Annotated in this window: 13 protein-coding genes; 12 read left to right on the top strand and 1 reads right to left on the bottom strand. The window is 57.3% G+C overall.

What is annotated here, in order from left to right; genetic code table 11:
• Window positions 1-8: 8 nt before the first annotated feature.
• Window positions 9-329 carry a hypothetical protein gene (locus ACFPQ4_RS04045; RefSeq protein ID WP_378110469.1) on the bottom strand — a complete coding sequence of 107 codons (321 nt, stop codon included), beginning with the start codon at window positions 327-329 and terminating at the stop codon, window positions 9-11.
• A gap of 89 nt (window positions 330-418) precedes the next feature.
• Here ACFPQ4_RS04045 and pxpB point away from each other — a divergent pair, with 89 nt between their 5' ends.
• The 12 genes from pxpB (at window position 419) to zapA (ending at window position 16,786) form a co-directional block, all read left to right on the top strand.
• On the top strand, window positions 419-2,176 hold the full coding sequence (gene pxpB, locus ACFPQ4_RS04040) for a 5-oxoprolinase subunit PxpB (protein WP_378110468.1): 1,758 nt from the start codon (window positions 419-421) through the stop codon (window positions 2,174-2,176).
• Window positions 2,173-2,934 (top strand): LamB/YcsF family protein, encoded by a 762-nt coding sequence (locus tag ACFPQ4_RS04035; RefSeq protein ID WP_378110467.1) that lies wholly within the window; start codon window positions 2,173-2,175, stop codon window positions 2,932-2,934. Before pxpB ends, ACFPQ4_RS04035 begins: the two co-directional genes overlap by 4 nt.
• A gap of 105 nt (window positions 2,935-3,039) precedes the next feature.
• Window positions 3,040-5,166 carry a putative bifunctional diguanylate cyclase/phosphodiesterase gene (locus tag ACFPQ4_RS04030; protein ID WP_378110466.1) on the top strand — a complete coding sequence of 709 codons (2,127 nt, stop codon included), beginning with the start codon at window positions 3,040-3,042 and terminating at the stop codon, window positions 5,164-5,166.
• Complete coding sequence (locus tag ACFPQ4_RS04025; protein ID WP_378110465.1) at window positions 5,163-5,567, top strand: gamma-glutamylcyclotransferase family protein; 405 nt, start codon at window positions 5,163-5,165, stop codon at window positions 5,565-5,567. The genes ACFPQ4_RS04030 and ACFPQ4_RS04025 overlap by 4 nt, the downstream gene beginning before the upstream one ends.
• Window positions 5,568-5,699: 132 nt before the next feature.
• Window positions 5,700-7,373, top strand: coding sequence for a copper resistance CopC/CopD family protein (locus ACFPQ4_RS04020; RefSeq protein WP_378110464.1), 1,674 nt, complete (start codon window positions 5,700-5,702; stop codon window positions 7,371-7,373).
• A gap of 37 nt (window positions 7,374-7,410) precedes the next feature.
• A complete protein-coding gene (locus ACFPQ4_RS04015; RefSeq protein WP_378110463.1) occupies window positions 7,411-8,250 on the top strand; it encodes a sensor histidine kinase in 840 nt (279 codons plus the stop codon).
• Window positions 8,250-8,936 carry a response regulator gene (locus ACFPQ4_RS04010; protein WP_378110462.1) on the top strand — a complete coding sequence of 229 codons (687 nt, stop codon included), beginning with the start codon at window positions 8,250-8,252 and terminating at the stop codon, window positions 8,934-8,936. Before ACFPQ4_RS04015 ends, ACFPQ4_RS04010 begins: the two co-directional genes overlap by 1 nt.
• A gap of 136 nt (window positions 8,937-9,072) precedes the next feature.
• Entirely contained in the window at window positions 9,073-9,690 is a 618-nt protein-coding gene (locus ACFPQ4_RS04005) for a YcnI family copper-binding membrane protein (RefSeq protein WP_378110461.1), read from the top strand.
• Window positions 9,691-10,134: 444 nt separating this feature from the next.
• Window positions 10,135-11,169: a phenylalanine--tRNA ligase subunit alpha gene (pheS, locus tag ACFPQ4_RS04000; RefSeq protein WP_378110460.1), complete on the top strand. Its 1,035-nt coding sequence runs from the start codon at window positions 10,135-10,137 to the stop codon at window positions 11,167-11,169.
• A gap of 60 nt (window positions 11,170-11,229) precedes the next feature.
• The gene (gene pheT, locus ACFPQ4_RS03995) at window positions 11,230-13,677 is read left to right on the top strand and encodes a phenylalanine--tRNA ligase subunit beta (protein ID WP_378110459.1); all 2,448 of its coding nucleotides are present in this window, start codon (window positions 11,230-11,232) and stop codon (window positions 13,675-13,677) included.
• A 295-nt stretch (window positions 13,678-13,972) separates the two neighbouring features.
• Entirely contained in the window at window positions 13,973-14,125 is a 153-nt protein-coding gene (locus tag ACFPQ4_RS03990) for a hypothetical protein (protein WP_378110458.1), read from the top strand.
• A 402-nt stretch (window positions 14,126-14,527) separates the two neighbouring features.
• A complete protein-coding gene (gene zapA / locus ACFPQ4_RS03985; RefSeq protein ID WP_378110457.1) occupies window positions 14,528-16,786 on the top strand; it encodes a cell division protein ZapA in 2,259 nt (752 codons plus the stop codon).
• The last annotated feature ends 102 nt before the right edge of the window (window positions 16,787-16,888 follow it).

Below are 16,888 nucleotides of genomic sequence, written 5' to 3'. Positions count from 1 at the left end.
CTAGTTGTTCACGCTCCGCTTTGACGTCCGTATCCTTCAAGCTGGTCTTCGCCGCGGATCGCGGCGGCGCGGTGCAGCGGATTGGCGTGGAAATAGCCTCGTCCGGCCAAGGCGCGGCCGCCTACGGTCGTCGCGCGCAAGTCGACGCCGATCTCTTCCGAATCCGCGAAACGACGAAGCAACGCCTCGTCCATTATGCCGTCAAGTTCGATATACCACAGCTTGGAGCCATGCTCCGTAACGACGAACAGCTTGGCGCGCGTAAAATTCAACGATTGTTCGTAAGATGGTTGGGAGATAGTCAAATTCGCTAATTCGAAGGTTTCCACTGGTGATTTCTTCCTCCTCTGCTGATAACATAATTGTAACGTTTATTCGGAAAAGGTTGCAATCCGTAATGCAAAGAGGAGCGATCGGAATGACGACTTCGGACTTCGTGATTGAGCCGCTAGGAGATCGTGCGTTTATGCTAGCTTGGCGAGCGGGCGATATTCCCATTCAGGCCGTCGGCGCCGCCATGCAACATATACGGGGGCTAGCGCTTCCGTGGCTGCAAGAGCTCGTGCCCGCGTATCGTTCGATTGCCGTACATATTCGTTCATCGCGCTTAATGGTAGCGCAAGCGTCCGAAGAGCTTCTTCTCAAGCTGGAAGGGTTCGTAGCATCGGTCGCCGAATACTCGCCGAAGCTCGTCGAATTGCCGGTTCGTTACGGCGGCGAGCACGGACCGGATCTAGAAGCATCCGCATCGAGAAGCGGATTGACCGTGCAACAGTTTATTCGGGAGCATTCGGAGGTCGTATACGAAGTCGCTATGATCGGATTCGCTCCCGGCTTTCCCTACTTAATCGGGTTGCCGGATCGCTTAGCCCAACCGAGACGCCAGACGCCAAGGGTGACGGTACCCTTCGGATCCGTCGGGATCGCCGGCAATCAGACGGGCGTCTATCCGGTGACCTCGCCCGGAGGTTGGCAGATCATCGGCAGAACGGCAATGCAGCTGTTCCGTCCGGAAGAGGAAGCGCCGTTCTTGCTGGCTCCAGGGGATCGAGTGAAGTTCGTACCTGCTGATAGCGATAAGCAAGAGGTTCTGGCGACAACGGACAATAAAGCACCGATGTATTCGAAGCCCACGCGCCACGCGGCGTTTACGGTGACGAAGCCGGGGATGCTGACTACGGTGCAAGATTTAGGAAGGCCAGGCTGGCAAGCTTACGGCGTCACCGTCGGCGGAGCGATGGACGAATACGCGATGCGAACGGCGAACATACTCGTCGGCAACGGTGAAGACGCCGCAGGACTTGAGCTAACTATAATTGGACCCGCCTTTGCGGTGGAGCAGGATATGCTGATTGCCCTGAGCGGAGCGGACATCGATGCATCCGCTAACGGCGAAGCCATCCCGATGAACAAGCCCGTCGCGCTTCGCCGAGGCACAACGTTAGCGTTCGGCCGCGTAACCGCGGGATGCAGAACCTATATGGCCATAGCGGGCGGCATCGATGTACCCAAAGTAATGGGTAGCCGCAGCACCGATCCGCGGGCGAAGATCGGAGCGGCCGTCGCCGAAAGCGAATCGCTCGGATGCGGCGAGCCTACGGCGTTGTCGCTCGTGCTTAGCGACGGGTTGCTTCGCAAAGCAAGACAGGAAGGGCGCTGCTGGAGCACGGTCCCATGGCAAGCCAGCGGTATCGGATACGCTCGTACGTCCGAAGGACAACGGTTCGTGCTACTTCGGATAACCGAAGGGGCGGAGTGGGAGCAATTCGATCAGGAGGCGCGACAAGCGTTGCTAGAATCGGCGTATCGCGTCGGCACCGCGTCAAATCGGATGGGAATTCGGTTAAACGGAACGGCGCTCGCAAGATTAAGCAGCGTCGAATTGCCATCGCACGGCGTCGCGCAAGGCACGGTCCAAGTTCCGCCGGACGGTCAACCGATCGTTCTTGCGGCGGGCTGCCAACCGACGGGAGGATATCCTAAGCTCGCGCACGTTATCGCGGCCGATCTGCCGAAGCTCGCCCAAGTCGCCCCCGGCGACCAGGTGAGGTTCGAGAGGGTCGACATGGACGCCGCGATGCAAGCTAGACAGGCGCAGGAACAGGATCTTGCGCTGCTTAAGGCGGGCGTATTCGCCCGGGTATGCGCATGGACGACGGGAGGAACGCTTGCGTGAACGAGATAGATTTGAACGCCGATCTCGGCGAAGGCTTCGGCCTATATGCTTTCGGCTCGGACGACGAGCTTCTGGCTTCGATATCTTCCGCCAATATCGCTTGCGGCTATCATGCGGGAGATCCGCATCAAATGCGTGCTACCGTGGAGCGATGCCTGGAACGAGGGATCGCCATCGGAGCTCACCCGGGCTTGCCCGATAGGCTCGGCTTCGGTAGACGGGAGATGCAGGTAACGCCCGGCGAAGCGAGCGACTTCGTGCTGTACCAGACGGGAGCGTTGCAAGCTTTCGTTCGGGCGGCCGGCGGCAAGCTTTGTCACGTGAAGCTGCACGGGGCGTTGTATCACATGGCTTCGACCGATCAAGCGCTGGCGGAAGCGATCGCAGGAGCCGTGTATCGCTTTGATCCATCTTTGCTGCTATTCGGCTTGCCGGGAAGTCGACTTGAAACCGCGGCGACCGAATGCGGACTTGGCTTCGTCCCGGAAGGATTCGCCGATCGGACCTATCGGCGGGACGGCCGCCTAGCTTCAAGGCAACTGCCGGGGGCCGTATGGCATGAGGACGAGAAGGCGGTCGCGCAAGCGATATCCTTAGTTAAGCAAGGCGAGGCTGCGACGATCGACGGCGGCAGCGTCGTCATGCGAGTTCGAACGATTTGTTTGCATGGCGATACGCCGAACGCCGCGCAAAGCGCGAAGCGAATTCGACAAGCTTTGCTGGCAGAAGGCATTATTATACAGCGCCCAACACGCTGATTTGCACGAATTTTGTCGAAAATCTGTCGAAAGTTTCCCAACTTGCAGGAAAATCGCGGTTCGTGTGGAACATGTTAGGGTACAAAGTTGCGTCGGGGGTTTAGCATGTCGATTAATCGCGCTGAAATGAAAACAATGTGGACGGTTCTCGCCGCCTTTTCCTTATTTCTGTTCTTGCAAGCTGCCGACCGTTGGCTGAAAGACGTGTTTTCTCCGATTTCCGGTACTTCTACGCATGTGTTGCTTGAGGCACTAGGGTTCTCGATTTGTTTTACCATTTTTACGTTAGGTTGGATGGTATTCGTCTCTACCTTATGCAGGCAGCGTCTAATGACGGCTGCTCTTTTTGCGGGCATTGGCCTTCTTGAGCTGATGCACGCGTTAAGCTCCACGGACATGCCGCTTGGCAAAGCGCGATTCGGCGACATGCCGAGCGAGATGCTGGGCTGGATAGCCCAACTGATCGGCGCCATCGGCTTGTTGCTCGTATTCTCGATGAACAACGCTCCGGTCAAAGCCAGATCGCGCATTTATACGATCGTACCGGTCATAGCGGCCGTCGGCGCGATCGCATGGGGCGTATTCAGCTTTGACAATTGGAACGAGCATACGATGAAGTCGTTCGAGGGATATAAAACGGGAATCATCTTGTTCCTGTACGCCGCGGCGGCATCCGTCATTTTATACCGTCATCGGATCGAACGTCCGCAATCGATGCTAACGATCGTGCAGGCGTTGATCTGGCTCCTTATCTCCGAATTGGAAGAAACGCTCGGGTCCGAAATCGGCAACGTGCATTATATGTTCGCCGAATGCCTCAAACTAATCGGCTACTACTACTTGCTCAAAGGCGTCTATTACGTGTTGATAGAAGAGCCATACAAGCGCCAGAAGAAGACGGAATCTAGAATTAACTATTTGGCGTACCACGACGAGCTCACGGGCTTGCCTAACCGGCGGATGTTCTCCGAGCGCGTGAGGGTGGAGATGGGCCGAGCCGCGCATGGCGACAGCCGATTCGCGTTGTTATGGCTCGATCTGGACCGCTTTAAGACGATTAACGATTCGATGGGACATTCGTTCGGGGATCAACTGCTTATAGCGGTAGCCGACCGGCTAACGAAGCTAGCGAGCAAACCGGAGAAAGTATTCCGATTGGGCGGGGACGAGTTCACTTTCTTGTTGTCGGATCTACGCGACGTACAGGAGGCGGAAAAAGCGGCGCAGCGAATCGTCGAAACGTTCGATACGCCGATCAGGGTCGGACAATTGGATTTTCATGTAACGGTGAGCGTAGGCATGGCGATCTATCCGGAAGACGGCAACTCGCTCGACTTATTGCTTCAAAACGCCGATACGGCGATGTATAGCGCCAAAGATACGAGGAACGGTTGGAAACGGTACGCATCGGAAATGAACTTGAAAGCCAAGGAGAAGCTGCTGCTGGAGAACGACCTTCGCATCGCGTTGGAGCTGCGGCAATTCCACCTTGCGTATCAGCCGCTCGTCGATTTGGAAGGAGGCCATCTGGTCGGCGCGGAAGCGCTGCTTAGATGGGACCATCCGCAGAAGGGCTCGATTCCGCCTTCGGAGTTTATTCCGCTGAGCGAAGAGAGCGGTTTTATTTTACCGCTTGGGGAATGGGTGCTAAGGACCGCGTGCAGGCAAACGAAGCAGTGGCAGGAGCAAGGTTATCCGCCGCTCGTCATGTCCGTGAATCTCTCGATTCGGCAATTCCGCCAGCACGACCTGTGCGAGCGCATAGAGAAAGTGCTGGAGGAGACCGGGCTCGAGCCGCAATGGTTGGAGCTTGAGATTACCGAGAGCATTATGGCCGACGTGGCGTTCGCGACGGCGATGCTGGAGCGGCTGAAGAAGATCGGCGTCCGCATAAGCATCGACGATTTCGGTACGGGATACAGCTCTCTGTATTACTTGAAGCGATTCCCGATCGACAAGCTGAAAATCGACCGCTCGTTCGTAAACGATATTTTGACCGATCGCAACGATGCGGCCATCGTATCGGGGATTTCCGCGATGGCTCGCAATTTGAATTTGACGGTTACGGCTGAAGGCGTCGAGAGCGAAGGGCAGGTCGCGTTTTTGCGGGAGCAACGATGCCAAGAAGCGCAAGGGTACTTCTTCTCCCGTCCGGTACCGCCTGAGCAGTTCGTATCTCTATTCGATGCGGAGAAGCGTTCCTCCGGACAGCGCGAAGGGAATACGGCATGAGATTGGAGAAGGGGCATGTCCGGATTTTCGTCTATGGCTCCTTGTTGCCAGGTTTACACAATCACGGCGTTATTTCTCCCTACGTTATTTCGATCCTAGAAGGACGCGTGCGCGGTCGGCTCGTGGATTACGGTCCTTATCCGGCGTTAATGCCCGATTCGGAGTGTACGGTGCGCGGAATGTGGATGGAGGTATCGCTCGCTGCTATGCCGGGGCTCGACGAATTGGAAGGCTTCAAAGGTATAGAAGAAGACAACGATTATGAGCGGGTGTGGGCGCGGGATATAGATGATCCTACGCTTGCCGGTTGGTTATATATTTGGACCGATTCTCGCGGGTATCCCGTGATCGAGTCGGACTGGTGGCCCGACGTCGCGCGGACCAAACTTATCGAGCCCTAGAGGCTCGATTTTTTGTTTGCATTCGACACGGTAACGACAATGTGCGCCTGTTGAACAGTCCGTCCCGTTCAGTTACGATGGAGGAATAGTGTTCGTAGGATACGGTAATAGGCCGGCAGGAGGCATCCCTTAATGAATAGAGCAGCTAGCAGCGCAATGGAAGAACGGTATAGCACGAGACGTTTGCGATTAATCGTAACGCTAGGAATGCTATGGCTCCTCCTGGCGGGGTTCGCGGGACGCGCGGATGCGCATGCCGAATTGGTCAGTACGTTACCCATAGCAGGCAGCCAGTCGGACGAGAGTCCGCAAGAGGTGAAAGTACTCTTCAACGAGCGTCTGGATCCGGGGGGCGCGAAGCTGTTCGTGCTGGACGAATCGTCTCGGAACGTAGCCGAAGGCAAGCCTTTATTCGTCGACGAGGGAAAAGGATTAACGATCGGGTTACCGAAGCTAGGAGAAGGTCATTATACCGTCTCTTATTCGATTATTTCGGCGGACGGGCATCCGATATCGGGCGCCTACGTATTCACGGTAGGTCATCCCGCGCCGTTACCGGACGCACGCCAGCTCGATCCGCACAGCCAAGTCGGACATGCGCACGATCATGCCGAAGCGGGAACGGGATTGACGACGGAGACGTTCCTTCTGTACGCCTCCAGAGTGCTATACTATGCCGGTTTGCTGGGCCTATCTGGTCTATTATTATGGTGCTTGAATCGCTCGGCATCGCCATTCGTCACTAAAATCAGGGAGCAAGCGGTCGGTTTGGCAGGCAAATTCGCCTTAATCGCAACGCTCACGTATATCTTTTTCAGCTTAAAAGATCTTGCCCGCGAAGATCCGGTTTCCGAGTGGGGCCGCATTCTGATGGAGACGACGATCGGACGGTTATATATGGCGGAGCTGCTGCTCGCGTTCGCGGCGCCTCTGCTTACGAGCTTCACGGTCATTCCTCGCTTGATCTGGGTAGCCATCGCGCTGTTCATCGAAGCTTGGTCGGGCCATGCCGTCGTATACGAGCCTGTCGCATACTCGGTAGGTCTCGACTTCGTGCATTTGCTCGCGGCATCGTTATGGAGCGGCGGACTCGTTCTGCTCTTGGCCGTATGGCTGAAAGAGCGACCGGAGGCGGGGCGGTTCGCGCTGCTGTTCTCCAAATGGGCTCTAATCGCATTTCTCGCGCTATGGGTCACGGGCATCTTGTCGACGCTGCATTTTCTGCCTTCGCTCACGTATTTGTTCTATACGAAATGGGGGACTTGGCTGATCGTCAAAGCCGCGATTTCGGTGCTTGTCGCCTTGACGGCTTTCTTCATACGGCTGCGGCTAAAGAAGGGCGATTTGCCGCGCGGCCTTTTATTAAAAGCGGACGTCGGATTACTGTGCGCGATCGTGCTTACCGTAGGCGTACTCACCTATCAAACGCCGCTGCCCGCGAACAAGCCGCTTTCGTATCATAAGATGGGCACGGACATGCATCTCACGCTGCGGATTACGCCGAATGCGCCGGGAGACAACCAGTTCACTTTGAAAATATGGCTGCCGTCGTCGGTCGGAGAAGGCGCGGCGAAAAAAGTCCAATTAAGGCTGCTCCCGAAAAACAAACAAGACGTCGGCTTCATCGACGTGCCGCTCGAGCCGTATACGGACGAAGAGCAAGACGCTTTCCCGGATTTCGCTAAGTCGACCTATGTTTCTACGGGACCATACTTGCCGTTCGCCGGAGAGTGGACCGCGCAAATCCGTGTTACCGACTCGGAGGATACGGAGCACGTCAAAGAGACGACTTTCACAATTTATTAACCGGACGACGCCGTGCGGGCGAAAAGGGTGAACAATCGTGCACAATGGACGCATCAAATGGCTGATCCTCTGGATCCCGACGTTAACGATCGGCTTATGGGAATACGTGCGGCATGCGTTCCTGTTGCCGTATATGTCGATGGATCTCGGTAATTTCCTCGCGCCTTTCATCGTGCTGGCCGTTACTCTGACGGTAGTGAGAAGCTTGTTCGTCCGGCTAGAGCAATCGCAAGACGCGCTGCAGCGGGAAAAGGCGACGAGCGCCGCGCTCGAGGAACGGGAAAGACTCGCTAGAGAGCTACACGACGGGATTTCACAGTCTCTGTTCCTGCTGGCGGTTAAGCTAGATCAATTGGACGCCGCCGTTCAAGAAGGGCCGGTCAAGCCGTTGGCCGCCGGCCTTCGCGAGACGGTTCGGATTATGCACGAAGACGTAAGGCAGGCAATCGCGAGCCTGCGTCTTCCTCCGTCGCCGGATACTGCCGCATGGGTCATGCCGCTGCGCGAGCTGCTCGGAGAAACCGCGGGCATTACCGAAGCGCGGGCGGAATTTATGTGGGACATAACGGACAAAAGCTTAACGGATAAAGAGAAAGTCGAGCTGCATGCATGCGTGCGGGAAGCGCTAATTAACGTGCGCAAGCATGCCAAAGCTTCGACCGTGTACGTCATCGGCGAATCGGATGGCCATGGCGGCTTCCGCTGCGCGGTCGAGGATGACGGCGCGGGGTTCTCGGTCGATCCGCTTCGCGCGCCTGAGCGGTTCGGACTACGGATGGTGAAAGACCGGGCAACCCGCATGGGTTGGACGTTCGCGGCCGAGCGCCGAGGGGATCGGACCGTCATCGAGTGGATCAAAGAAGGAGGGCAAGCCTAATGGCGCAACCGGTTCGCGTACTGCTCGCGGACGATCATCCGCATGCGCGGGAAGGCATGCGAATGATCGTATCGGCGGATCCCGATTTCGTGGTCGTCGGGGAGGCGTCCAGCGGCGAAGAAGCGATCGTGCTCTCGGATGCGCTGCAGCCCGACCTCGTGCTGATGGACATCCATATGCCTGGCATGGGCGGGTTAGAAGCCGTCAAGGCGATCAAGGGCGGACAGCCGCAGGTGAAAATCGTCATCGTAACCGTATCGGACGATGCGTCGCACTTGTTCGAAGCGATCAAAAAAGGCGCGCAAGGGTATCTTCTGAAAAATTTGAACCCGTCGGCATGGCGGGATTATTTGCGCGCGGTCGCGCACGACGAAGCGCCGCTGAATCCGGATCTCGCGTTATCGATCCTCCGCGAATTCGCTAATCGCAAGCCGCAGCAGTCGCCCGGAGCGAAGGACGGCGACGATGCGCAGGTCGAAGGACTGACGCCAAGGGAGAAGGAGCTGCTGCGGGAAGTCGCGCAAGGGCTGACGAACCGCGAGGTCGCGCAATCGCTCGGCTTGTCCGAGCATACCGTGAAAAACCACCTGAAAAACATTTTGCAGAAGCTGCATTTGGACAATAGGGTTCAATTAACGAGGTTCGCTTACGAGCGCGGATTGGTCGAACCGACGGGAAACGAGTAGACAACGGGCTGCCGACTTCAAATCGTCACAAACAGTCACGTCAATATGACTCTTTCGAGTCATGCGGGGCACGGGGGCACGGTCTATACTGGGGAACATAACGACGCGAGAGCGATGAAAGGTTGGACAACCCCTTATGAGAAAGATAGTAGTCCTCATGCTTACGATATTGATGGCACTCGGATTCGCAGGATTGGCTAGCGCGCACGTGAAAGTGCAACCGGCCGAAGTGCCGGCAGGCTCGTACCAAGTATTCACCGTACGCGTGCCTTCCGAGAAGGAAGCCGCTACGACGCAAGTGAAAGTAACGATTCCGGACGGCGTGGACGTAAGCCGCTTCGAGCCGAAGTCCGATTGGAGCTACGAGACCGAGAAGAACGCGGACGGCAAAATCACGTCCGTGACGTGGAAAGCGACCGGAGCGGGGCTTGGCGCAACGGAATTCGGCGATTTCAATATGCAAGGCAAAGTGGCCGCCGACGCGAAAGAGCTTGTGTGGAAAGCGTACCAGACGTACTCAGACGGCGAAGTCGTCGAGTGGACGGGCGCGGCGGATGCGGATACGCCGGCATCGGTAACGAAAGTTACCGCGGCGGTTACCGGCGACGCCCATGGATACGATCATGGGGCTGCCGCAGGCGCGACCGAGGAAGAGGATGACGGCGAAAGTGATCCGTTGATCTTGTCGATAGCCATCGCGGGGTTAGCAATCAGCTTAGTAGCATTAGGCCTAGCGCTACGGAAACGGAAGTAATCGGTCGGCGGCAGTCTGGGGCGCAGTTTAGCCTAGGCGGCCGCCTGCTTGCTTCTACGCGGGAATTCCCCTATAATGTGGGATAATCAACATACCAAAATGCGATGATGGAAATAAGTACGCAGTACATTCTTGCAGGGAGGGGACGCCGTAGACTGAGAGCGTTCCTAGGAAGCCAGGCTGCCGAAATTCGCTCCGGAGCAGTGCTCTGAACGCGCGAAATGCGCAAGTAGGAGGCATCGGTCTACGACCCGTTATGTCGTATGAAGCGGGAATGTCCATGTTCCGGGACGCAGATGCGTCCGTAACGCAACGAACAAGCCAAGCGGCTTGGCGCGGGGATAGTCCAACAAAGGGTGGTACCACGGTCTTTTCGTCCCTTACGGGAGAGAGGGCTTTTTTTATTTGTTCCCCAAGACCATTTAAACCAAGGAGCGGATCGTAATGAAAGACCGTTTGGAAGCGTTGCGGGTAGAGGCGCTTGAACAGCTGCAAGGAGTCGCGGACGCAGGACAGTTGAACGACCTGCGCGTTCACTATTTGGGCAAGAAAGGCCAGTTGACCGAAATTTTGCGGGGCATGGGCTCGCTTAGCGCCGAGGAGCGTCCAGTCATCGGGCAAGTCGGCAACGAGGTTCGCGCCGCGATCGAGGCCGTTATCGCCGATAAGCAAGAAGCGTTCGACCGCGCGGCTACCGCGCACCGGTTGCAGGCCGAGACGATCGACGTCACGCTGCCGGGCAAGGCGCCTAGCGTCGGAGCGGTTCATCCGCTTAATAAAGTGGCCCAGGAAATCGAGGATATTTTCGTCGGAATGGGTTATACGATCGCGGAAGGTCCGGAAGTCGAGACCGACTTCTTCAACTTCGAAGCGCTTAACCTGCCGAAAAACCACCCTGCGCGCGACATGCAGGATTCGTTCTACATTACGGACGAAATTTTGCTTCGCACGCATACTTCGCCGGTACAAATCCGTACGATGAAGGCCATGAACGGCAAGACGCCGGTCAAAGTCATCTGCCCGGGCAAAGTATACCGGCGCGACGACGACGATGCGACGCATTCGTTCATGTTCCATCAGATCGAGGGGCTCGTCATCGGACCGAACATTCGCATGAGCGACCTTAAAGGCACGTTGCTGCAATTCGTGCGCGAAATGTACGGACCGCAAATGGAAATCCGCCTTCGTCCGAGCTTCTTCCCGTTCACCGAACCTAGCGCGGAAGTCGACGTAACGTGCGCGCAATGCGGCGGCAGCGGCTGCCGGATGTGCAAGCATACGGGCTGGATCGAAATTCTCGGCTGCGGCATGGTTCATCCGAAAGTGCTCGAGCATGGCGGCTACGATCCGAACGAAGTGACCGCATTCGCGTTCGGCATGGGCGTCGAGCGAATTGCGTTGCTCAAATACGACATCGACGACATTCGTCATTTTTACGCGAACGACACGCGGTTCTTGAACCAATTCGCCAAGCTGTAACGGCTAACAAGCGAAGAGGAAAGCTTACTAATAATCATGTAAAAATAAGGGGAGTATCCCATGAACGTATCCTATCGGTGGTTATCCGAATATATCGACCTTGAAGGCATAGCGCCGCAAAAATTGGCTGAGATGATGACTCGCGGAGGCATTGAGATCGATTCCGTCCCTTCCCGCAATTCCGGAGTAAGCGGCGTTGTCGTCGGTTACGTAAAAACGCGCGAGAAGCATCCCGACGCGGACAAGCTTAGCGTCGTTACCGTGGACGCGGGCACCGGCGAAGACTTGCAAATCGTGTGCGGCGCGCCGAACATCGCCGCAGGCCAGAAGGTGCCGGTCGCCAAGGTGGGCGCCGTGCTGCCGGGCATTTCGATCAAACGCGCGAAGCTTCGCGGCGTCGAATCGCAAGGCATGATCTGCTCGGCTCGCGAGCTGGGCATTAACGACAAGCTGTTGCCGAAGGAGCAGCAAGAGGGCATTCTCGTGCTGCCTGCGGAGACGGAAGTCGGCCGCGATATTTTAGACGTGCTCGCGTTGAACGACCACATCCTCGAGCTCGATTTGACGCCGAATCGTTCCGACTGCCTCAGCATGCTAGGCGTTGCTTACGAAGTCGCGGCTTTGACGGGGCGTCCGCTCCGCTTGCCCGAGCCTAGCAAAGACCTGTACGCGACGAAGGATAAAACTTCGGATCACGTAAGCGTCAAGATTGCAGACGAAGAGTTGTGCTCGCTTTATGCGGCCCGCTATATCAAAGGCGTGAAAATCGGACCTGCGCCGCTTTGGATTCAAAACCGGCTTATCGCCGCCGGCGTTCGGCCGATCAACAATATCGTCGATATCACGAACTACGTTATGCTCGAATACGGTCAACCGTTGCACGCTTTCGACGCGTCGAAAATCGCGGGAGGCCGCATTATCGTGCGCCTGGCACAACCGGGCGAAGTGCTCGTGACGCTTGACGACCAAGAGCGCAAGCTTGAGCCGCACATGCTCGTTATCGCGGACGGAGACAAAGCTCTTGCGTTGGCTGGCGTCATGGGCGGAGCGAACTCCGAGGTTACGAGGGATACGACGGACATCGTGCTCGAGTCCGCGAAGTTCGACGGCGGCTCCGTGCGCCGTACGTCGCGTCAATTGGGCTTGCGTTCGGAAGCGTCCGCGCGGTTCGAGAAGGAAGTGGATCCGTCCCGCGTGCGCGACGCGCTCGATCGCGCGGCGGGCTTGATCGCCAAGTACGCCGAAGGTCTAGTAACGGAAGGCGTTACGGAGGCGGGCTCCGGCTCGTTCGAACCGGCCGTCGTACGGTTGACGCTTGACCGCGTCAACAATATGCTCGGCACGTCGTTGTCCGTGCTCGAGGTGGAGACGATCTTGACGCGTCTGCAATTCGTCGCCGTCTCCGCCGGCAAAGGCGTCTGGGACGTTACGGTACCGACGCGCCGCGGCGACATGACCCGCGACGTCGATCTGATCGAGGAAGTCGCAAGGCTATACGGCTACGATGAAATTCCGACGACGTTGATCGAAGGCTCGTCGACGGCCGGCTCGCTCACGAAGCAACAGACGATTCGCCGAGGGCTTCGGACGACGCTGACGAACGCGGGCTTGCACGAAGCGATCAGCTACTCGGTAACATCCGCGCAGCGTACGGGTTTGTTCCCGTCGCTGTCCGACAATGGCGTGAAGCCGATCGCGCTCGCGATGCCGATGAGCGAGGAGCGCAGCGTGCTTCGCACGGTGCTTTTACCAAGCTTGATGGAAGCGGCGGCGTACAACTTGACGCGCAAAAACAACGATCTGGCGTTGTTCGAAATCGCCAGCGTCTATCATACGGACGAGGCGGTGCTGACGCGCCTTCCGCAAGAGAAGCCGCGCGCGGCGTTGCTGCTATGCGGCAACCGCCGATCGGCCAGTTGGAATCGTCCGGCGGAAGCCGTCGATTTCTACGATGCCAAAGGCTTGCTCGAGACGGCGTTCCGCCGGCTTGGCGTAGCCGGACGGATCTCTTACGAGGCGGCGCAACCGGATGGCTTCCATCCAGGCCGCACGGCGGCGATCAAGCTGCATACGGAGCGCGGAGACGAGACGATCGGTTACGTCGGCCAGCTCCACCCGGAGCTTCAACGGGAGTTCGATTTGCCGGATACGTACGTGGCCGAGTTTTCCCTCGTGCCGATCTACGAATACGCGGATCAACATATCGAATACAACACGTTGCCTCGTTACCCGTCCATGGAACGGGACATCGCGGTCGTCGTGGACCGCGGCGTAGCGGGCGGCGCTCTGACGGCTGCTATAGAGGCTTCCGCGGGCGAGTTGCTCGAGTCGGTTCGCGTGTTCGACGTCTACACCGGCGATCGCGTAGCGGCCGATAAGAAGAGCGTCGCGCTGGCGCTCGTCTACCGTCATGGCGAACGCACGTTGACCGATGAAGAAGTAACGGCAGTGCATGGAAATGTTTTGACACTTCTGGAACAATCTTTCGGAGCGGAACTTCGCAAATAGGCAGGAAACGGCAATGGGTGCAGCGAATACATCTAGACGCTGATAGGCGGCTGGTGATTCGCTGCATTTTCTGTTGCGTGGCGCGGGATTTCGGGCACGAGAAGGTGCCGAATCGCGTCGGTGGGAACGGTGTCGGCGAGTGGCGTTTCTTGGGGAAAGGCACGTTTGGAGTCGCGGTTTGCGAAGGCTGGCATCTGAACGGCGGATAGTTACCTATTGCGGCGAAAAGCATGAACGGCGCTCATGGATGTGGCAGTATGCGCAAAAAACGTGAACAGCTCAAGGAAGTGGCAGTATGCGCAAAATCATGAATAGCTCGTGGAAGTGGCAATACGCGCAAAACCGTGAACAGCTCATGGATGTGGAAATTAGCATGGAAATTAGCGTTACGGGATCACCTTATCCACTCCGAAAGTGGCTCGATTGCTGGAATAACGTTATGGAGTAACCTTATTGGCTCGCAGAAGCGCGTGTTTACGCACGAATGAGTCAATAGCGTTGCCGCATCACCTTATTCACCGAAAGTGGCGAGTAAGCTTGGATAGCGTTATGGAGTAACCTTATTGCTACACTGCGTGGCGGGGCAAGAGTTCGTGCCGTAAATAACGGAATAAATTTTCGTAAGCGTTGACGAAAAAGATGCGTATTTTCCGCTTTACGGAACGTATTTCCGTTAAACCTGCAATTTCGGTAAGGATTTGGGCTATGGCGCGAAATTAACGAAAATGTTTTCAGTTAAAAATGCGGAGTTAAGGCTAAAACGAACGATTAACGGAAGAACGTTCCGTTAACTGTGAGATGTTGATCGGGTTGGAACGATGAATTTGGACGCAATGGGAGGATCACGCCGGTGAGTGCAAACGATAAGATGCGTGTGACCGTTGACATATATGGAACGCAATATACGCTGACGGGTCACTCTAGTACGGAACATATGAGAAAGGTCGCGGCGCTCGTTAACGAGCACATGGGCAAAATCAATAGCGGCGCGCCGCGGTTGGATTTGACGCGCTTGGCGGTGCTCGCCGCCGTGAACATCGGGGACGAGCTTATGCAGCTGCGTCGCGAGATCGAACGGTTGCAGCAGGTCGAAATCGAGCAACAAAAGCTCTCCGAAGAGCTTGAGTACACGAAGCTGCAGGCTGCCGAGGATTTGGAAGCCGTGCAGGCCTATGCCACGGAGGAGCTTGCTAGAGTAAAAGCGCAAGCGGCCGAAACGTTGGCGAGCGCGCAAGAAGAGTTAGCTGACGTTAAGGCAAGCGCCCAGGAACAATTGGCGCGTACTAAGACAGAAGCGGAGGAAGAGTTGGCCGGCGTTAAGGCGAAAGCACAGGAAGAATTGACTAGCGTTAAAGCCCAAGCCGCGGAGTTGCTCAAGGAAGCGGAAGCGTACACGGCCGAGGCGTTGGCGGCATCCGAATCGAATGCCGCTCAAGCGCTAGCCGCAACCGAAGCCAAAGCAGCGGAAGAACTAGCCGAAGTGAAAGCCCAAGCGTCGGAAGCTTTGGATTTTGTCGAGGAAGAGTTAGCTAGCGTGAAAGCTAAAGCAAAGACGGCTTTAGCGCAAGTCGAGGAACAACTCGCAACCGAGAGAGCGAGCGCATCCGAGGCACTGGCAAGATCGCAGGCGGAAGCTAGCGAGAGAGTCGAACGCGTAACGGCAGAGCTCACTGCGCTGCTGGAGGGCGAACGGACGGAGGCGTCCCGGAAGCTTGCGAGCCTGAAGTTGCAGGCCGAGGAAGCACTGGCGAAGGCGGAGGCGAACGGTGCCGAAGCGTTGGCGAGTGCGCAAGCGCGTGCCGCGGAACAACTCGCTAGCGTTCAAGAGCAGTTGGAGTACGCGCTAGCTAGTTCGGCGGAAGAGCTGGCAAGCGTTAAGGCCAAAGCGGCCGAAGAGTTAGCCACGTTGAGAGCCAAAGCAAGCGAAGCGTTGCAACGCGCGAAGTCGGAAGCGGACGCGAGAACCGAACGCGCAACGTCGGAGCTTACCGCGCAGCTCGAACGCGAGCGTACGGAAGGGTCGCAAATGCTCGAGAGGGTAAAGTCGAGAGCGACCGAAGCGCTGGAAGCCTTGAAGCTTGACGCCGCCGGCGAGCGCGCAAGCCTCAAGGATCAGCTGTCGCAGCGGATCGCGAGCTTGGAAGCGGAGCTTGAATCGGAGAGAGCGAAGCAAGCCGCGAAGGAAGCGGAACAGGCCGAGAAGGAAGCGGAATTAGCCGCGAAATTCGCGGCAGAGTTAGAAGCGGCGCAACAGAAGAACGCGAATCACCTCGAAGAGCTGAGAAGCTTGCACGAGCGGGAACGCGATGCGTTGGAGGAAGAACATTTCGAAGAGCTGGCGGCGCTGGAAAGCAAGCTTACCGGAGATCTCAAGACCGCGCAAGCGCTGCGCGACGCGGAAGCCGAAGCGGCGGAACAAGCGCGGTCTGCATGGCTTGCGGAACGCGAAGCTTGGCTAGCTAAGCAGGAAAGTTGGCAAGCGAGCGAGGCGGAGTGGAACAAGCTTCGCGACAAACTGGAGGCGGACGTCGCGCATTGGGCAAACGAAGCCGAAGACGGGCAACGTACCGTAGTCGAGCAGCAAGAGATGCTGCACGCCGTCGAAGGCCAGTCGGTCGAAATCCTGCGCCTGGAAATCGCGGCGCGCCAACATACCGAACGCGAGCTGGAAGCCGCGCTCGCGGAACTGCATAAGCGGGACGAGCTAGAAGCCTCGTCCCAAAGCGCTTTGCAGCGGCTGCAGGACAGCCTCGCGTCCGCGCAGCAAACCGCGCGCGACGCCACCGAGCGGGCGGCGTCGCTGGAAGCGCGCCTCGCCGAGCTGAGCGAGGCGGAGGCAACCTGGCGCGAAGCCGCCGACCAGGCGTCGCGCGAGCTTGAAGCGGCGCAGGCGGAAGCCGCCGCCGCGCCTTCCCGCGAGGCGACGCTGGGCGCCTCGCAAGAGCAGTTGCGCGAGCTCGCGGAAGAGCGCGACAGCGCGCGAGCGCAGCTTGACGCGCAGCGCGAGGCGCTTGGCGCGCTGAGCAGGGCGCATGACGAGCTGAAGTCGGACTACGCGAAGCTTCAGGTCGAATACAACGAGTGGATCGACCTATTGGAACAAGAGTAACGAGTCTATTTCGCTCTTCTTAATAATCTTCCTTATGCTCTTCCTAAAAGACAAACCGTCAGGATTCCCTGACGGTTTTTGTCTTTTATCTCACCCGCAACC

Source organism: Cohnella yongneupensis (assembly GCF_042655785.1).
Lineage (GTDB): Bacteria > Bacillota > Bacilli > Paenibacillales > Paenibacillaceae > Cohnella > Cohnella yongneupensis.
The sequence above is the reverse complement of the archived record's forward strand: the minus strand, read 5'-3'. Positions and strand labels throughout refer to the sequence as shown.